Consider the following 18,355-nt stretch of genomic DNA (forward strand, 5'->3'; position numbering starts at 1 on the left):
CACTCGGACGAAAGCGACGCGTGTGGAAGGGGCGGGGATGAGCGAACGCAGTGAGCGAATCATGTGCCAGCGTGCCTCGCGCATGCCGCAGCCGAGCGCCGGCGAGGCGCAGGCATGAGCGCGACGAGGGCGTGCGTGGCGGTGACCGGGGCCGCGATTCTGGTGATCCCGGCGCTGGACGTGGCGGCGCGGTTCCTGGCGACTCCCGGATGGATCTTCGCGTTCGTGTTCTACCTCGGCGCGCCGATCTGGCTGCTGAGCTTCGGCGCGTTGATCTGGATGGCCTCCGGAATGCTGTCCCCGACAAGCGCTTTCGCGGCGGCGCCCAAGGCGCACCAATGGATCGTGGCCGGGCTGCTGTGGGTGTACATGTTCGGTCTGAGCATCTTCTGCTGGTTCATGTCGGACGGCGGGGACGCCGACGATTGGCAGTCACCGGCCGGTCGGCTGCTCGGGGTGGACGGGTACAACAGCGACACCCCCGAATACCTGAACCGGGCCCAGGACATCGCCATGCCCGCGTTGGGCGCGGGGCTCGCCGCGCTGCTCGCCGCGGTGATCGGATATGCGATCGTCGCCGGGCGGCAGCGCCGCCGGTCCGCACCGCGCATAACTGAATAGTTGCTGATATCTCGACAGAGGCGATGATTTCCCCCTCGAGCAGGGCATAGCGCGCGTTATCCTCCACTCAGCACGTCGACAGCTATCTTCCAACCACGATCGGGGTGCTCGATGGCGACCGATTTCAAGGGCAAGATCGCACTGGACATCCGCGACTCCGAACCGGATTGGGGCCCGTTCGCGGCGCCCACCGCACCGGAGGGGACGCCGAATGTGCTGTACCTCGTCTGGGACGACATCGGTATCGCCACCTGGGACTGCTTCGGCGGCCTCGTCGACATGCCGAACATGACGCGGATCGCCGAGCGCGGCGTGCGGCTGTCGCAGTTCCACACCACCGCGCTGTGCTCGCCCACGCGCGCGTCGTTGCTCACCGGACGCAACGCCACCTCCGTCGGCATGGCGACGATCGAGGAATTCACCGACGGCTTCCCCAATTGCAGTGGCCGGATTCCCTTCGAGACCGCGTTGCTGTCGGAGGTACTCGCCGAACAGGGGTGGAACACCTACTGCGTCGGCAAGTGGCACCTGACGCCGCTGGAGGAGTCGAATCTTGCTGCCACCAAACGGCATTGGCCGCTCGGCCGGGGTTTCGAACGCTTCTACGGTTTCATGGGCGGCGAGACCGACCAGTGGTACCCCGAGTTGATCTACGACAATCACACCGCCGCGCCACCGGCCACCCCGGAGGAGGGCTACCACCTGTCGAAGGACATCGCGGACAAGACCATCGAGTTCATCCGCGACGCCAAGGTCATCGCGCCCGACAAGCCGTGGTTCTCCTACGTCTGCCCGGGTGCGGGCCACGCCCCGCATCACGTGTTCGCCGAGTGGGCCGACCGCTACGCCGGTCGCTTCGACATGGGCTACGAGGCCTACCGCGACATCGTGCTGGAGAACCAGAAACGGATGGGCATCGTCCCGGCCGAGACCGAGATGTCGCCGGTCAACCCGTATCTCGGCGCCAAAGGCCCCAACGGCGAGCCGTGGCCGTTGCTGGACACCGTGCGCCCGTGGGACTCGCTGAACGCCGACGAGAAGCGGCTGTTCGCCCGAATGGCGGAGGTCTTCGCGGGCTTCCTGAGCTACACCGATGCTCAGATCGGCCGGATACTCGACTACCTGGAAGAGTCGGGCCAACTGGACGACACCATCATCGTGGTCATCTCCGACAACGGCGCCAGCGGCGAAGGCGGACCCAACGGCTCGGTCAACGAGGTGAAGTTCTTCAACGGCTACATCGACACCGTCGAAGAGAGCATGCGGTTCTACGACCGGCTCGGCGGCCCGCAGACCTACAACCACTATCCGATCGGCTGGGCGATGGCGTTCAACACGCCCTACAAGCTCTACAAGCGGTACGCCTCCCACGAGGGGGGCATCGCCGACCCCGCGATCATCTCCTGGCCCAACGGAATTCGCGCGCACGGCACGGTGTGCGACAGCTACGTCAACGTGTGCGACGTGACGCCGACCGTCTACGACCTGCTGGGCATCACCCCGCCCGACACCGTGCGCGGCATCCCGCAACGGCCGCTGGAAGGCGTGAGTTTCAAAGCCGCACTGGACGATCCGTCGGCCGCGACCGGCAAGGACACGCAGTTCTACACGATGCTCGGCACCCGGGGCATCTGGCACCGCGGCTGGTTCGCCAACACCGTGCACGCGGCCACCCCGTCCGGCTGGAGTCACTTCGATCAGGACCGCTGGGAGCTCTACCACATCGAGGAGGACCGCAGCCAGAACCGCGACTTGGCCGCCGAGAATCCCGGGAAACTCGAAGAACTGAAGGCGTTGTGGTTCTCCGAGGCCGCCGAATACAACGGGCTGCCGCTGGCCGATCTCAACATCCTCGAGACGCTGAACCGTTGGCGGCCCTACCTCATGGCCGACCGGACGAATTTCACGTACTACCCGGGAACCGCCGAGGTCGGCATCGGCGCCGGAGTCGAGATCCGCGGTCAGTCCTATTCGGTGCTCGCCGAAGTCACCGTCGACTCCCCCGCCGCCGAGGGCGTGTTGTTCAAACAGGGCGCGGGCCACGGCGGACACGTCCTCTTCGTCAAAGACGGCCGGTTGCACTACCTCTACAACTTCATGGGCGAGGACGAGCAGTGGGTGTCCGCGCCGGACGCCGTGCCGTTGGGCAGCCACCTGTTCGGCGTCCGCTACGAGCGCACCGGCACCGTCGACGGCAGCCACACCCCGCTGGGTGAGCTTTCGCTGTATGTCGACGACGCCGTCGTCGCGTCTCGGTCCGGCCTGCGTACCCACCCGGGCACCTTCGGACTGGCGGGCGGCGGAATCGGTGTGGGCCGCAACGGCGGGCAGCCGGTGTCGAGCGCGTACACCGCACCGTATCCGTTCACCGGTGGCACCGTCGCGAAGGTGATCGTCGATACCTCGGGCACCCCGTACATCGACGTCGAACGGGAACTCGCGGCGGCGTTCGCCAAAGACTGACGGTCACTTCGCCGAACGCCTCCCCGCTAACTAGAACATGTTCTACAGTTGGTCGTCGGTCGGCGCCCAACGAGGCGAATCCCGAACCTCCGCGGCCCGGCCAGGGTCTCGCGAGGAGTGGATGTGCAGTTCAACCTGGCCGATGTCTTCGAGACGGTCGCGGCCGCGGTCCCCGACCGCGTCGCGCTGACCTACGAGGGCGAGCACCGCACCTACGCTCGGCTCGACGCCGAAGCCAACAAGGTGGCGCGACTGTTGTCGGAAGCGGGCATCGGCGCGGGCGAACACGTGTCGCTGTTCTTGAAGAACAGCGTCGAACACGTCACCGCCATCCTGGGTCTGATCAAGATTCGCGCGGTGCCGATCAACGTCAACTACCGCTACACCCCCGCCGAGCTCGAGTACATCTTCACGAATTCGGATTCCGTGGCCGTGATCGTCGAACTGCCCGAACACCAGCGAACGCTGGCCGGGCTCCTCGACGCGTGCCCGCTGGTGCGGACCGTGATCGTGGTCGGTGCGATCGAGGGTGAACTGCGCGCCGCCGCGGAGGCGCGCTCGATCGCCGTGGTGCCGTTCGCCGATGCCGAAACCTACTCCCCCGCCATGGAATTCGCACCGCGCACCGGAGACGAGCTGTACCTGCTCTACACCGGGGGCACGACCGGGTACCCGAAGGGGGTGATGTGGCGGCACGACGATTTCTTCCGCAAGCCGCTCTCCGGCGGCAACCCCTACGGTGCCGACGCCCGGCAGGATCTCGCCGAAATAGCCACCGCCGCCAAAGAATTCCCGGAGCTGGCCTTCCTGATCGCCGCACCGCTGATGCACGGCGCCGCGCTGTACTCGCTGTTCACCTTCTTCACCCTCGGGGCGCGCGTCGTCCTCATGCGCGACTTCGATCCGCGACGCGTCGTGGAGGCGATCGAGCGAGACAAGCTCCAGGTGATCCTCATCGTCGGGGACGGTATGGGCCTTCCGCTGGTCGACGAGATGGAGCGACGCCGGGGCGAGATCGACTTCAGCTCGCTGTTCTCGATCACCTCGGGCGGCGCGATCTGGTCGGTCGGCGTGCGCGAACGCATGCTCGCGGTCAAGCCGGATCTGCTGCTGCGCGACAACTTCGGAGCCTCCGAGTCCGGCAACGACGGCGCCTTCACCGTCGACGAGCACGGTAATCTGCGCATGCCGCCGTCGCCGACCATGCTCCTCGTCGACGAGGACCTCGACGACATCCCGCCGGGCAGCGAGCGGATCGGATACATCGCCCGCGTCGGCAACATCCCGCTCGGGTACTACAAGGACGACGAGAAATCCGCCCGCACCTTCCGCACCCGCGCCGACGGCACGCGGATGTCGATCCTCGGCGACATGGGGCGCGTCGAGGCGGACGGCACCATCGTGTTCCTCGGACGCGGCTCGCAGTGCATCAACACCGGCGGCGAGAAGGTCTTCGCCGAAGAGGTCGAGGCCGCACTGCACGACCACCCGTCGATCGCCGACGCGCTCGTCGTCCCCGTGCCCGACGAGCGCATGGGCCAGAAGGTCGCCGCGGTCGTCGCCACCTATCCGGACGCACCGGAGCTCGAACTGGAGGAAGTCCAGCGGCACTGCCGAAAGACATTGGCGGGCTACAAGATACCGCGATCCATGGTCGTGGTGGACGAAGTCCGGCGCACGCCGGCGGGCAAAGCCGACTACCGCTGGGCGGCCGCGGTCGCGGCGGGATAGGAGGCACGCGCGGCAGGCTCGCCCGGCCACCAGACTTTGTCGCCCAATATCGCGAACAAGGCCGGAACGACCAGCGTGCGCACCACGAAGGTGTCCAGCAGGATGCCGACGCCCACGACGATGCCCAACTGGGTCAGGGTGATCAGCGGCAGCACTCCCAGGACGCAGAACACCGCGGCGAGGACGACGCCCGCGCTGGTGATGACGGCGCCGGTCGAGGCGACCGCACGGACCATGCCCCGCGTGGTGCCGTGCGCGTTCGCCTCCTCCCGCGCCCTGGTCACCAGGAAGATCGTGTAATCCACGCCCAGCGCCACGAGGAACAGGAAGCCGAACAGCGGGACGTTGGTGTCCAGCGCCGGGAAGCCGAACACGTTGTCGCTGATCCAGCTGCCCGCGCCGAGTGCGGCGAGGGCACTGAGCACCGTGACACCCACCAGCAGCACCGCGGCGGGCAACGCGCGGAGCAACACCACGAGCACCAGCAGCACGACGGCGAGGATGAGCGGGACGACCAGAGCTTGGTCGCGGCGCGCGGCGTCCCGGACGTCGAGCGCTTCGGCATCGGATCCGCCGACCAGCGCCTCCGCGCCGGGCACCGCCGCCACCGCCGACCGGATGTTCTCGATGGTGGTGAACGCCGTTGCGGAGGCCGGAGCCGCGTCGAGCACCACCGACCAACGGGTCCAACCACTTTCGGCTGTTCCCGTCACTGTGGCGCGCGAGACGCCGGAGACGGTGTCGAGCGCCGACTGGACCGGCGCGGTAGCGCTGGTCCGCGCGATCACGAGGGCCGGGTCCGACGCTCCCGACGGGAAGTGCTCGGCAAGGACGTTCAAACCGTCGACCGATTCGGCTTGGACGCGGAACTGTTCGGTGCGCGAGAGCCCGATGTCGGTGGTCGCCAGACCGGCGGCGAAGACGACGAGCACCGCCGACGCGCCGCAGGCGACGACGGCAGGGCGGCGCACCACCCGCGTCGCGACCGCGGCCCAGGCCCCGTCCTCGGCGGCGTCGCGGCCATCCGGGCGGGGCACGAACGGCCAGAACACCCGTCGTCCGCACAGCGCGAGGGCGGACGGCAGCGCGGTGAGCACGAAGATCACCGCGACCACCAGGCCGGCCGCCGCGAACGCGCCGAGGCTGCGGGTGTTCGGCGACAGGCCCAGCAGCAAGGTCAGCAGGGCGAGGACCACGGTGACGTTGCTGGCGACGATGGCGGGTCCGGCGTGCCGCACCGCCGCACGCAACGCCTCGCGATGGTCGGTGTGCCGGTGCAGTTCGTCGCGGTAGCGCGACACCAGCAGCAGCGCGTAATTGGTTCCCGCCCCGAAGACGAGCACGCTGGTGATGCCGGAGGTCGATCCGTCGAAGACGAGTCCGGTGAGGTCGGCGAGGGCGGTGCCGACGCTGGTGGCGACCCGGTCCGCGAGGCCGACCACGGTCAGCGGCACCAGCCACAGCACCGGCGAGCGGTAGGTCACGATCAGCAGCACCATCACCACGATCGCGGTCACGGTGAGCAGCAGGGTGTTCGCACCGGAGAACGAGTCGGCGATATCGGCCCCGAAGGCCGGTCCGCCCGTCACCTGCAATCGGAGGCCCTCGGGTGCGCCTTCGGTGACGGCGGCGCGCAGTTCCTCGATCCGGTCGGTGAGTGCGAAACCGTTGAGATCCGCGGGGACCGCGACGCGGCCGAGCGCCGCGCGACCGTCGGGGGCCACGACGACGTCTGTCGGTCGCGCGGCGGCATCGGCGCGGGCGATCGCCGCTTCCAGCGCGGCGCGATCGGCTTGCGTCAGTTCGCCGTCGTCGGCGCGGGTCGCGACCACGATGGCGGCGGCCGTTCCGGCGTCCGGGAACTGTTCGGCCACCAGCGCGGCGCGCGCGGACTCGGTCGAGGCGGGCAGCGAATCGGGCGCCTGGCCGGCGCTGTCGTTGCCGCCCGCCAGCGCCATGACCGCCATGGCCGCCGCGACGACCACGAGCAGGACACCCCACGATCGTCGCCCGGTGACGAGCCTGGCGAATCCGTCCCATGCGCTCCCGTTCACGTCGGCAACTATTTCAGAAACTTAATTAATTGGCAACGGGCGCGCCCCCGAGTGACTAAGCTCTGAGCCGGACAGACAGGAGGCGCCGGTGGGCGACAGCGTCGCGAACACGACGGATCCGGGCATCGATCGGACGGCATTGGAGGCCGAGATCGCTCGGGACCTTCGCGCGCTAACGGCCGTCTCGGAGCAGGTCGGTCACGTCTTCGCGCGGGAGAACAACCTGCGCCCCAACGATTTTCGCGCCTTGATGCACGTCGCGACGGCCGATGCCGAAGGCACGCCCGTCACCGCTGGGCAGCTGAGCAAGTTGATGGGAATCTCCGCGCCCGCCGTCACCTACCTGATCGAGCGCATGATCGACTCGGGCCACCTGGAACGCATCCCGGACGCCGCCGATCGACGTCGAGTCCACCTGCGCTACACCGAGCACGGCATGGCGGTCGCGGCGGGCTTCTTCGGCCCGCTCGGCGCCCGGACCCGTGCCGCGCTGGCCGAGCTGCCCGATGCCGACCTGCGGGCTGCCCATCGGGTCCTCGTCGGAGTCACGGCCGCGCTGCGCGAGTTCCACGCGGAGTTGCCCGCGGCCGGAGGGCCGGTTTCGGAGTAGTCATCCGGCGAAAAAGGCACGTGCGCGGCGGTTCGCGAAGGAGCAGAATGGAGCCAGGAAGGTCATCATGCGACTGCTCAAGGGTCTGCTCGACGTAGTGGTTGGAGTTCTGACCGCCGTACTCGGCACGGTGGTGGGGATTCTCGCGGCCGTGGTGTGGCTCGTCGGCGGGGTGCTGTGCGTGACGATCATCCTTCTTCCGCTGGGCCTGCCCGTCGTGCGGCTCGCCCGCCGCCTGTTCGGTCTCTCCCGGCAGCTGATGCGGCTGCCCTGAGCGCGCGGCTCCGTGAGAGTCCCCCGTTCCAAACCGGTTCGAGGCGAGACGCCGGGGTGCGGCGCGACGTCGACGAGGCGACGGTTAAGATCAATTTGAGTGCGTGAACGCCGCATCGGGCGTCCGCACCAAGGACGGTCCGTCCTCACCACGGGAATCCGGACCGGCGAGCCGATCATCCTGCGGCACACCCACGGCGGAGAGACCCGCCGGAACAAGTCGGTGTGTCCGGACGGGAGCGGCTGTTCCCGCGTGCCGTCGTCCCGGAATCGAGCCTGCTCCGGAAGTCCCCGGATCGGCGGTGCGCTCGCCGACGGTCGCCCTGCGCGGCGACCGAAAAGGAGTCTTCCCGTGACCTCAGCACCGACGCGATCCGAGTCGCCACAGAACAGCGACGATCCTTGCCGCGCAGCGGTTTCCGACATTTCCGAGCCGATCGTCGAGCGGATCACCGGCGCACAGTCGGTGGTTCGATCGCTGGAGGAACTCGGGGTCGAAGTGGTCTTCGGCATTCCCGGCGGGGCCATTCTGCCGGTCTACGATCCGCTGCTCGACTCCCGGCGCATCCGCCACGTGCTGGTGCGGCACGAACAGGGCGCCGGGCACGCGGCCACGGGCTACGCCCAGGCGACCGGCCGCGTCGGCGTGTGCATGGCCACTTCGGGTCCCGGCGCGACCAACCTGGTGACCCCGCTGGCCGACGCCCAAGCCGATTCGGTGCCGCTCGTCGCCATCACCGGTCAGGTGCCGAGACCGATGATGGGTACCGACGCGTTCCAGGAAGCCGACATCACCGGCATCACGATGCCGATCACGAAGCACAACGTCCTCGTCACGCACGGCGCCGATATCCCGCGGATCCTCGCCGAGGCGTTCCATCTGGCTGGTTCGGGCAGACCCGGCGCGGTCCTGGTCGACATCCCCAAGGACGTGCTGCGCGCCAAGACGGTCTTCCGCTGGCCGCCGCGGCCTCGGCTGTCCGGCTATCGGCCGGTCACCGCGCCCAACCCACGGCAACTGCGGGCGGCGCTGCGCTTGATCACGCGCGCGCAAGCCCCGGTGCTCTACGTGGGCGGCGGTGTCGTCAAGGCCGAAGCCGCCGCGGCGTTGCGCGCGTTCGCCGAACTGACCGGCATTCCGGTGGTGACCACTCTCATGGCGCGCGGGGCTTTTCCCGACAGCCACCCCCAGAACCTCGGCATGCCGGGCATGCACGGAACGGTCGCCGCGGTGGCGGCCATGCAGAAGAGTGATCTGCTCATCGCCCTCGGCGCCCGATTCGACGACCGCGTGACCGGTGATCCCGACTCGTTCGCGCCGCACGCCGCGGTGATTCACGCCGATATCGACCCCGCCGAGATCGGCAAGATCCGGCACGCCGACGTGCCGATCGTGGGCGATTGCCGCGCCGTGCTGGAGGGCTTGATCGCCGAGCTGAGCGCGAACGAGGAACCGCTGCCGGACCTTTCGGCCTGGTGGTCGGTGTTGGAACGGCTCCGCACGTCGTATCCGCTCGGCTACGACCGGCCCTCGGACGGCGCGCTCGCGCCGCAGTTCGTCATCCGCGCGCTGGGACGAGCGGCCGGGCCCGACGCCATCTTCTGCGCGGGCGTCGGCCAGCATCAGATGTGGGCCGCGCAGTTCATCGACTACGAGAAGCCGCGGACCTGGCTCAACTCCGGTGGCATGGGCACGATGGGCTATGCCGTCCCGGCCGCGCTCGGCGCCAAACTCGGTGCGCCCGAGGCCGAAGTCTGGGCCATCGATGGCGACGGCTGCTTCCAGATGACCAACCAGGAGCTGGCCACGGCGGCCGTCGAGGGGGTGCCGATCAAAGTGGCGGTGATCAACAACGGTCACCTCGGCATGATCCGGCAGTGGCAGCACCTGTTCTACGACGAGCGGTATTCGCAGAGCGAGCTGGCCACCCATTCCCGGCGCATCCCCGATTTCGTCCAGCTCGCCGAAGCCCTCGGCTGCGTCGGGTTGCGCTGCGAGCGGGAAGCCGACGTCGCCGGCGTGATCGCGGCGGCCCGCGCCGTGCGCGACCGGCCCGTGGTCATCGATTTCGTCGTCGGCTCGGACGCCCAGGTGTGGCCGATGGTCGAAGCCGGAGCGGGCAACGACCTGATCATGGCGGCGCGAAACCTGCGTCCGCTCTTCGACGACTCGGATCGCCCGTGAGGACGAATCGGCACGAACCCCGCGGCGTTGGCGTGCGCGGGGTCTTCCGGTGGCTCCTCGTTGCGAAAGAACTCGCGCTCAAGGGGTTTCGAAACCAGCGGCGGTGAACACCTGCTCGGCCCGATCCGACCGGACGAAGTCGACGAAGGCGGCGGCCGCGTTCGGGTTGGGCGCCGCGGCCAGCGGTGCGATCGGATAGGTGTTGACGGCCTGGGCCGATTCGGGGAAGTCGATGCCCTCGACCTTGTCCCCGGCGGCCTGAACGTCGGTGCGGTACACCAGGGCGGCGTCGACCTCGTCGAGCGTCACCTTGGTGAGCACGGCCTTGACGTCCTGCTCGCGGGTATCGGGTTGCGGTGTGACGCCGGCGATCTCGAAAACCTTCTTGGCCGCGGCGCCGCAAGGCACCTGCTCCGCGCACAGCGCGATGCGCGGCTCGGTCTTGCCGAAGTCGGCGAGTCCGGTGATCTTGCCCGGATTGCCCTTGGGCACCGCTATTTTCAATCGGTTGCTCACGAAGGTCGTCGGTTGGGCGGTGATTTCGCCACGGTCGACGACCTGCTGCATATTGGCGGGCGACGCGGAAGCGAAGACATCCGCGGGCGCGCCTTGCCCGATCTGCTGGGCGAGCGACGAGCTGGCGCCGAAGCTGTACACCACCTTCACCCCGGGGTGCGCGGCTTCGAACTCTTTACCGAGCGCGGTGAAGGTCTCGGTGAGCGAGGCCGCCGCGAACACCGTGACGGTGCCGGAGATCTGGTCCGATCCCGCCGGGGTCTTCGCATCGTCGGAGCCGCAGCCGATCAGCCCCGCGGTGACGGTGAGTACGGCCGCGGCCGTGCCGAGCGCTCGGAATGTCTTCATCCTCAACAACTTTCTGCGATTCAAGGGTTCCTTGCTCACCGCGAGGACGTCCATGGCGGCGATACCGGCGGTTGGTAGCGCCCCACGAATCGCCCTTCCCCGCAGCAACCCGTCGGACACTATCCTCGCATACGGAGGTTTTGCGTCTCTTCCTCCGCACTTACCGATTAATCAATGGCACTAGTCCGCACCTGAGGACCGCCGCCAGGGCTCGTTCTCACCGGTTACTGGCGACCGAGTACCTAGTGAGGCGCTGCCTTATCGATGCCGAGCCGAATGTCACGCCGGCCTCGCATGCGCAATACCGGGAGGTGGCGAACGTTCGGCGTATCGAACGACCTCGAGGACCGAGGGCCGACGGATCCCGCCGACCCCATCGGCGCACGCGCGGTGTTACGAGAAGCGGCTCAGAGAGCCTTGAAGGTACCGAGCCCCGAGGACACATTGAGGGCGACGCCACCGGCGGTCGCCAATGCGACGATCGAGCCCGCTCCCGTGAACACCCGCACCGGCGCCGGGGCGCAGTCGCAGGGCCGCTGAGCCGTTTCCCGATCCGGGACGTCCACCACGCCGACCGCACCGGTCGTCAGATTCGACCAGTGAATCCGGGCGTGAGAGTCGAAAACCGTACCACCGCTGAACGGTCCCGGGTTGGCGACGCCGAAAGTGGTGACCCCAGGTTCCTCGCCGACGGTCGCAGTCAAGTAGACGCTGAATATCGTTGGCACAGCCCATGTTTGGGACAACTTGATCAGCGGGAGACGGAATGTGGTCGTCTCCGCGGCGTGCGCGACGGTATGCTGCCCGAACACCAACGCACCGACCGCCGCACCGACGACACCCACTTTGGCGCTCACGCCAGTGGCCCGCCGAACCACATCGTTCGTCACTAACCCTCCTCACAGTCGATTCCGGTTGGCAACCACTCCGGCAATGCCACTGCGATCGAGGACACGACCAACGGATCGGGCATTGCCGTATCCACGGCCCCGCTCGCGCATTCGACGGGGTCCGCGAACGAACATCCCGCCAAGTAAACAACCCGAGCGGCGATATTCACCGCATCGACCCGCCCCGACTTACGGCGGGCCGACCCAGCGGCGATCCACCTGATCCGGGCTCTCTCGATGCCCGGCTGCCGCGAAACACCGCGCCCTTCGTCGTGCCACCGGTGCCGGTACTCCTGCGCCGAACCAACTGGCCTCCGCGCCCCAGCCGACCGAAGCCGGGACGATACCGACGCTCAGTGCGGCAGGCCGAGTCCGTCGGCGAGCACCGGCCACGACTTCTTCAATGCGTCTTGCCAATATCCCCAGGAGTGGGTACCGGTCGGCTGGAAGTCGTAGGTGGCGGGGATGCCGAGTGCGTCGAGTTTGTCGCGCAAGTTGCGGGTGCACCAGTTGACCGCGGCCTCGATGACGCCGCCGAGCACGAGCTGGTTGAAGAATCCACGGGGGCCGGGCTGCATGTGACTGCCGTTATAGGTGTCATACATTCCAGGAACTCCGGTTCCGGTAGAGAGGAACAGGCGAAGGCCACGGAGTTGTTCGGCGTGCAGGTAGGGGTCGTTGGCGGCCCACATCGGGTCGTCGGGCGGGCCGTACATGTTGTCGGTGTCGCCGCCGCCCCAGGTCTCGACCGCCAGCTCGATGAACTGCCTGCCGATCGGGTCGCTGGTCTGCGCGCATCCGCTGTAGGCGGCGACCGCGCTGTAGAGGCCCGGCTTCGCGATCGGCAGCTGCAACACCGAGGTCCCCGAAGTAGAAAGCCCCGCAATGGCATTCACGCCGGTCGTGCCGAGCTCCGCATCGATCAACGGCGGCAGCTCCTCGGTGAGGAACGTCTTCCACTTGTACACACCGAGTCTCGGATCCGGCGCCCGCCAATCGGCGTAGTAACTCCACCGACCACCCACCGGCTGAACGACATTCACCTCCTTCCCGGCCAGGAAGCTCAACACATCGGTGTTCTTCTGCCAGGTCGCACTGTCCTGCCCTCCCCCACCACCGTTGAGCAGATACAGAGTCGGGCGCGGCACCGAACGATCGGCAGGCCGCAACACCTTGACCATGATGTCCTGATCCATCGCCGCGGAATACACGCGCAACTGCACGGTCCGCTCGTCCTCGACCCACTGCCCCGTGATCGCCGGACGCCCAGGCTCGGCGACCACACTCGGCGACGCCGCGACCACCCCGGCGGCCACAATCAGCACCGCAGACACCGATGCCACCACCCTCGACCAAGCACCCCGCCACGCCCCGCTTCCCCGCGACACCACCGACCAGCGCCCATAGGAATTACGTTGCACCGTCTGCCTTTCCGCCAACCACAGTGCCGAGACCCGACACTCGCGCCCATCGCGCGACCTGCGACGACCCTAGAATCCGACCCCGAGAAACCCCACCACGACCGAGCAGGTCTGGAACCCTCACCACAACTTCCACCCGCGTCTAAAGACACCGCACAAGCCGAGACGGGTAAGACGGCGCGTCCCGCGGAAACGTCCATCTGGTAACCAAAGGCCCTCGCCACCCACACAACCAGCCCAACTCGTGCGCGGGGAGCACGCGCCGATGATGATCACGTCCACGCTGACGATGGGCTCATTCCCGCGTGCGCGGGGAGCACTCCGCCATCGCGATCCCATGCGCGACTGCCGTGGGCTCATCCCCGCTCGTGCGGGGAGCACACTTCTTGACCTGCGTGTTTACTCACGAAAGTTCTGGGATGGCCCTGCAGTTGACGCCGATTCGGTGGCCGTCGGAGGTTTCGGTGCGAGGGGCGCTGGCGCAGGCGGGTTCGCCGCTGAGCTGGATCCGCTGTCGGTGTCGGCGCGTGCGGCGATGATGAGTTGGCGGGCTTGCTTGGCGCTGATTTCCAGCAGTTCGGCGACGTCGTCGTCGGTTTGGCCTTGATCACGGATCGCCGCCGCGGCGAGCACCTGTTGGGCGCGGTGGGCGGCGATCTGTTCGGCCGCCCGCTGCTGCACGCGCGCGATCTGCGCACGCAGGTCCTCGATCTCGCGGTCGGGGGCGGATTCACAGTCAGTGATGGCGTCCCAGGCGGCGATGTACTGCTTGACCGCGGCGGCGATGAGTTGCTCGCGTTGCCGAGCCAGCTGGCGGCGGGCGCGGACCCGCTCGCGTGAACGCTCCAGGCGGGCACGGACTTCCGGACGCCGCGGCGTGCGGGCCGATCGCTTCGGACGTGAAGTGGGCATGGGCGGACTCCAAGGTTGCGGGGCCCGTCTGCCTGATTTCCCGCCACCAGATTAGCGCAAAACCGCCGCTAGACCTCGCCCATCTGCTCACCGATCCGGCCCGGAAGACCCCGCCACAACGTATTCCAGCCACGCAGTTCGCTGGGATCCATCGACGCCGCCCTGGTGTGTGCATCCGCCAACGAACGCTGTCGAAATCACGCCAGCTCCCACTGACGCAGAGAAGAGAGGTTCCATGCCCACCCTCGCCGCCCCACGCCAGCGAAGCGACCATCGCTACCGCGGTGTTCAGCGTTCGCTGCCACTGCGCGGTGCAAAGGATTTTGCAGTGGCGCCCGGGCCGGATCTGCTCAGCTACGACCACTACCTCATGTCGCTCAGCGGCGTTCTGTAGCCAGTGAGTGTTGTTGCCGAGGGGTGTTGTTACCCCTCGTAATTGAGGTGAACTGGGTGCTCGAAGAGCGTTGGCAGATATACAGGTACGCCCGGAACAGCCGATGGCGTGGCCGAGTTGCTCGGGAATGTGTTGCCACGAGGACATCGATCAAATCCCTAAGCTTCAGCCACGCGGCATCACCTGGCCGTTCATCGGTCCCCGGGTGGTGCCGCGCCGAAGTTGGTGGGGAGCAGCCTGCCGCACCAGGGTCCCGGCTAGACCGGGACCCTGGATCACGGTTACTGGAACGAACTCGGGTTGTTCACCTGGTTCTCCGGGCAGCTGTGACTCCCTCTTCGGCAGCGGCCCGCACGATGACGCACCGCGGTTCTGACCATGGCCGGGCCCGGGGCATCAGCTCACGTCGGCAGTGGGGTCGATCTCGGCGGTGACGAGATCCACGAGTTTTCCGGCCTCGCGGCTGTCGGGGTCGGTGGGCAGCTCCACGGGCTGTCCGTTGATCGGAGCGGTCAGCGGCCGACGATTCTCCGGCGCCTTTCCAATACCGTCGCCGAGCGGTCCACCGGCCAAGGCCGCGATGCGGCCTATCCCGGTGTCGCCGACGCCCGCCGGGATCGCTACCGGCCAGCTCACGCCTGGGATTTCGAAGAACTGCCTGTAGCCGCCTATGTGCTGGTATCCGACCTGTTTCAGGTAATCGGTCACCTCGGTGTTGAACGTGCCTTGGAATACGCCGTTGGTGGAGTCGAGGTGTGCGTACTGGCCCGAGTTGGACGCCTGTTTGATCAGGTCGAACAGTCCGGGCCAAGGAGCGGGCAGGTTGTTGTCGGAGTAGAAGGTCTTGGCGCGATCGATGTCGTCGGGGTTCCAGACGTTCGGGATGACGTCGAGGCTGTTGGCGTAGCGCCGCACCCGCTGCAGGCGTTGGGTGGCGTAGGCGACGAATTCGGGATTGCCGAAACTCGGTCCGGCGGTAGACAGCACGCTGACCCGGGCTTTCTCGGATGGGTCCCACAGCTGCTGGGTGTCGCGGAGCAACAGGGCCAGTGTGGGTGACAGGACACCAGCGAGGCTGTGGCCGGTGACGGTCAGGTCGATATCGGTGTGATCGAGCGCGCCCAGAAACGCGTGTAGAGTGCGACCGGCGCCGGGGCGGTCGCCGGAGGGGGTGATCTTCGAGAGGATATTCACCCCGATGGCCGCGCCGGTCGTGTAGCGGGCGGCGGGGTAGGCGAGCCAGGGGATCTGGCCGATCAGGAAGTTCTCGACGAGCCAGTCGAACGGTCCGTCTGTGCTGCCGGCTACGGCGATCACGTACCGGGAGGGGTCGTCGGTGCTTCGCACCATGTACAGGACGTTGCGCGCGTACAGGTCGGTGGGAAACACCTCGATCCCTGGACCCCAGACAATCTCCCACCCCCCGATGACCCCCCGGTTGATATCGAGATTGTCCTGGATCCGCTGCTGGAGCAGGTGCTCCAGGTTGCCGTCGTTTTCCTCGCCGTTGATCAAGTTCGCGTACAGCGACAGCTGGAATGTGATCTTGTCTTGCAGCGCCGCCTCGTTGCTCGTCGTGGATTGTGCAGTCATGTGCCGCTCCTTGTCGAAGAGAAGTTTCATCCGAACAGAGACAGGGGTGAAGCAGTGACGCGGATTCACGGGCCTGGTCCGCAGCGGGGGACAGACATCCCGGATCGCAAGCCGTGGAGGCGAGTCCAGACCTCGGTCCACCAGACATGCGGGCTCAGCGTTCAGCGTCCCCGAATTGGGCGGTTGACCATGGAACCGATGGGCCGGGATCCGGTCGAACCGCTGGCCGCCCGATTCGCTCGGCTGGTGGGCCCAGCCTGGGCAGTTGCGGCCTTCGTCGCCTGCCCGGTTCGTGCCGACGCGAGCCGTCTGCGATCTCGCCCGACGCCGTGCCGGGAGACTCACTCATTTCGGAAGCGCGGTGACGCATTCGTAGTTATGGCCGGCTTCAGAACCAAATGGCGCGATGCTCCACAACATCTCGCACTCCTCCTGCACAGAAGATACCATTCCGCCGTTTGTGTTGTAGTAAACAAATGCGGTTCCACCCAGCGCGTCACCAGATGTATTCAGACTGCCCGACATCTTTTCTACGAACGCGGAGAAACGTGTCGAGTCGCTTGTTGCCTGGTCTGCTGTCCAGCCAGCGGACTGGGACCAGTTATTGTATTGATCGATAAGCGAATCGGCTGGTTTAGGCGCATCGGACGGCAGGGCGATCGCGTCGTAGGTACGCGGCCTGTCGCTGAACTTCTGCATCACCCAATAGATCGAAGACGTATCTCCATGGTCAACGCTCAAGGGCTGGCCTGCTATATGGTAGACGCCACAGCTGTGCACATTCAATTTCAAGCCCCATTTACTCACACAGGTTGGCAACTGACTACTGAATATGTCGAAGCATTTCACGTCGTCCCCCGAGCCGTTTTCTTCCGCCTCAACAGCAGCCTGCATTACCGCCAATGTGAATAGACTGGATGTATCATCGCGACCTCCGTCAGAGGCTGGGATGAACTTCTTCACGGCCTCTGACGGGTTTTGCAGCTCGTCACGGGAAGGCATCTCAGATACACAGAACCTGTGCATTTTTTCATCCTCCTCAGTCCTTGATCGCTTGGTGCACGGTTTCAGCGAATCGTTCAACGGCCGCCTGTGCGACGAAATACCTCAACGTCAGTAGCTTCGGGTCACCCCACCTAGGCTCGCGTCGTGATCGGCGACTGGAAGAACGAATACAAACCACCGGCGAGAACATTCCGCGCTGAGCTACCAGACCCGGGCCGGACACGATAATGGCTTGATCAGCAGTGGTGGCGCGTTGCTGCGGCCGGGAGCGATTCTTCGACACCAGATTTCGCGTCCCGTTCAGACAATGGGGACCGTCGGGGAGTCGGGATCGGCTCGATGATACCGAGCACTCGAATACGAGGTTCTCGCCGATCCCGCATCCCTATCAATCAACCGGTGAAGTCACTCACCCTGTTCCGCCGACCCCCCGCCACTCCTCCACTCCAGCTGAACCAGTAGGTGAATTCGGACCGGTCGTCCGGCCACCACAGGATCTGCTGCTGGTGGCCGGAACCCACGTCCATGATGGCCGCGTAGGTTCCGCGATCGAAGGAGCTGCTGGTTTCGCCGGGGGCCAGCGTGATGATGCTCACCGGGTTGCCCGCGTCCCCCTCCATCAGGAAGACCGAGACGTGGCGATCGGTGTCGTTGTACACCGTGTACGGGGCGACCGAGCTTCGCTCGGCAGGCTTCTGCATCTCCGATAAAGGCACGGTCACTTGCTTGAGCTGCGCGTCGGTTACGGTCATCGCTTCCTCCTGTAGCTCGTTGCGCTGGCCACGCGGAATCAGTGACGCGGACCGGGCCAGACCGCTTGTAGCCCGCGCCTTTCCAATGGAAGCCGGACGACAGGTCGCCCGCGAGCAGCGACCCGCGCCTCGACACACAGAAGCTCCTGTTCGCACGGCGCAGAGTGTGAGCAGCAGCCCCAGGAGACGTGATTCACTACCCAGGAGGAATCACGTCTCGTAGGGCAGTCTCATCCACAACGGTTCGGATCAGGGTGCGGGGCTTCGACGCGGAACCACCGCCGGGCGGCGCGGTGACGATCGGATACGTGCCATCGAATTCAGCCATGGGTGCGTCCTCACCGTGTGAACAGGGCGCCACCGGATGTCCACCACCGGTCACGCCGCACTGATCTCGTAGTCGGTCTTCCAAGGCGAATCTCCGGATCAATTGAATCAGGATCGCGTCGAGACCGGTTCCGATTCCGCACATTCCCCGACCGTATCGACAGCCCAGCCCGTCGCCCCCGGGCGCGTGATGGACGACCACGCCATTCCGACAAAAGGCCGACACGACGCCGGATGCCTTTGGGCGAGCGATTGGCGAC

At 66.6% G+C, this 18,355-nt stretch carries 14 protein-coding genes; 6 read left to right on the forward strand and 8 right to left on the reverse strand.

Annotated features, from left to right (window positions below; all coding sequences use genetic code 11):
* Positions 1-114 precede the first annotated feature (114 nt).
* The 3 genes from FB390_RS24325 (at position 115) to FB390_RS24335 (ending at position 4,815) form a co-directional block, all read left to right on the forward strand.
* Entirely contained in the window at positions 115-621 is a 507-nt protein-coding gene (locus FB390_RS24325) for a hypothetical protein (RefSeq protein ID WP_141811037.1), read from the forward strand.
* Between the two features lie 111 nt (positions 622-732).
* Positions 733-3,084, forward strand: a complete 2,352-nt coding sequence (locus FB390_RS24330) for an arylsulfatase (RefSeq protein WP_141811038.1) — start codon at positions 733-735, stop codon at positions 3,082-3,084.
* Between the two features lie 123 nt (positions 3,085-3,207).
* Positions 3,208-4,815, forward strand: coding sequence for an AMP-binding protein (locus tag FB390_RS24335; protein ID WP_141811039.1), 1,608 nt, complete (start codon positions 3,208-3,210; stop codon positions 4,813-4,815).
* Here the strand turns inward: FB390_RS24335 and FB390_RS24340 are convergent.
* Complete coding sequence (locus FB390_RS24340) at positions 4,782-6,782, reverse strand: MMPL family transporter (protein WP_141811998.1); 2,001 nt, start codon at positions 6,780-6,782, stop codon at positions 4,782-4,784. The genes FB390_RS24335 and FB390_RS24340 overlap by 34 nt on opposite strands.
* Positions 6,783-6,957: 175 nt before the next feature.
* Here FB390_RS24340 and FB390_RS24345 point away from each other — a divergent pair, with 175 nt between their 5' ends.
* From FB390_RS24345 to FB390_RS24355, 3 genes are all read left to right on the forward strand, one after another.
* Entirely contained in the window at positions 6,958-7,479 is a 522-nt protein-coding gene (locus tag FB390_RS24345) for a MarR family winged helix-turn-helix transcriptional regulator (RefSeq protein ID WP_246124187.1), read from the forward strand.
* A 67-nt stretch (positions 7,480-7,546) separates the two neighbouring features.
* Positions 7,547-7,753, forward strand: a complete 207-nt coding sequence (locus tag FB390_RS24350; protein ID WP_141811040.1) for a hypothetical protein — start codon at positions 7,547-7,549, stop codon at positions 7,751-7,753.
* Positions 7,754-8,104: 351 nt separating this feature from the next.
* Entirely contained in the window at positions 8,105-9,937 is a 1,833-nt protein-coding gene (locus tag FB390_RS24355; protein ID WP_141811041.1) for an acetolactate synthase large subunit, read from the forward strand.
* Between the two features lie 78 nt (positions 9,938-10,015).
* On the opposite strand, the gene modA is transcribed toward FB390_RS24355, so the two are convergent.
* The 7 genes from modA to FB390_RS24390 form a co-directional block, all read right to left on the reverse strand.
* Positions 10,016-10,801, reverse strand: coding sequence for a molybdate ABC transporter substrate-binding protein (gene modA, locus FB390_RS24360; protein ID WP_141811042.1), 786 nt, complete (start codon positions 10,799-10,801; stop codon positions 10,016-10,018).
* A 407-nt stretch (positions 10,802-11,208) separates the two neighbouring features.
* Positions 11,209-11,691 (reverse strand): hypothetical protein, encoded by a 483-nt coding sequence (locus FB390_RS24365; protein ID WP_141811043.1) that lies wholly within the window; start codon positions 11,689-11,691, stop codon positions 11,209-11,211.
* Positions 11,692-12,044: 353 nt separating this feature from the next.
* Positions 12,045-13,034: an alpha/beta hydrolase gene (locus tag FB390_RS24370; RefSeq protein ID WP_425465880.1), complete on the reverse strand. Its 990-nt coding sequence runs from the start codon at positions 13,032-13,034 to the stop codon at positions 12,045-12,047.
* A gap of 477 nt (positions 13,035-13,511) precedes the next feature.
* On the reverse strand, positions 13,512-14,024 hold the full coding sequence (locus tag FB390_RS24375) for a hypothetical protein (protein WP_141811045.1): 513 nt from the start codon (positions 14,022-14,024) through the stop codon (positions 13,512-13,514).
* A gap of 790 nt (positions 14,025-14,814) precedes the next feature.
* Positions 14,815-16,080, reverse strand: a complete 1,266-nt coding sequence (locus FB390_RS24380) for a lipase family protein (RefSeq protein WP_141811046.1) — start codon at positions 16,078-16,080, stop codon at positions 14,815-14,817.
* Positions 16,081-16,356: 276 nt separating this feature from the next.
* Positions 16,357-17,094 (reverse strand): hypothetical protein, encoded by a 738-nt coding sequence (locus tag FB390_RS24385; RefSeq protein ID WP_141811047.1) that lies wholly within the window; start codon positions 17,092-17,094, stop codon positions 16,357-16,359.
* A 314-nt stretch (positions 17,095-17,408) separates the two neighbouring features.
* Positions 17,409-17,768, reverse strand: coding sequence for a hypothetical protein (locus FB390_RS24390; RefSeq protein WP_141811048.1), 360 nt, complete (start codon positions 17,766-17,768; stop codon positions 17,409-17,411).
* Positions 17,769-18,355 lie beyond the last annotated feature (587 nt).

The sequence above is a fragment of the Nocardia bhagyanarayanae genome (assembly GCF_006716565.1).
Lineage (GTDB): Bacteria > Actinomycetota > Actinomycetes > Mycobacteriales > Mycobacteriaceae > Nocardia > Nocardia bhagyanarayanae.

Coding starts and splice junctions, on each gene's coding strand:
- FB390_RS24325 (WP_141811037.1), top strand. CDS start 115: ATGAGCGCGACGAGGGCGTGCGTGGCGGTGACCGGGGCCGCGATTCTG.
- FB390_RS24330 (WP_141811038.1), top strand. CDS start 733: ATGGCGACCGATTTCAAGGGCAAGATCGCACTGGACATCCGCGACTCC.
- FB390_RS24340 (WP_141811998.1), bottom strand. CDS start 6,782: ATGGCGGTCATGGCGCTGGCGGGCGGCAACGACAGCGCCGGCCAGGCG.
- FB390_RS24350 (WP_141811040.1), top strand. CDS start 7,547: ATGCGACTGCTCAAGGGTCTGCTCGACGTAGTGGTTGGAGTTCTGACC.
- modA (WP_141811042.1), bottom strand. CDS start 10,801: ATGAAGACATTCCGAGCGCTCGGCACGGCCGCGGCCGTACTCACCGTC.
- FB390_RS24375 (WP_141811045.1), bottom strand. CDS start 14,024: ATGCCCACTTCACGTCCGAAGCGATCGGCCCGCACGCCGCGGCGTCCG.
- FB390_RS24390 (WP_141811048.1), bottom strand. CDS start 17,768: ATGACCGTAACCGACGCGCAGCTCAAGCAAGTGACCGTGCCTTTATCG.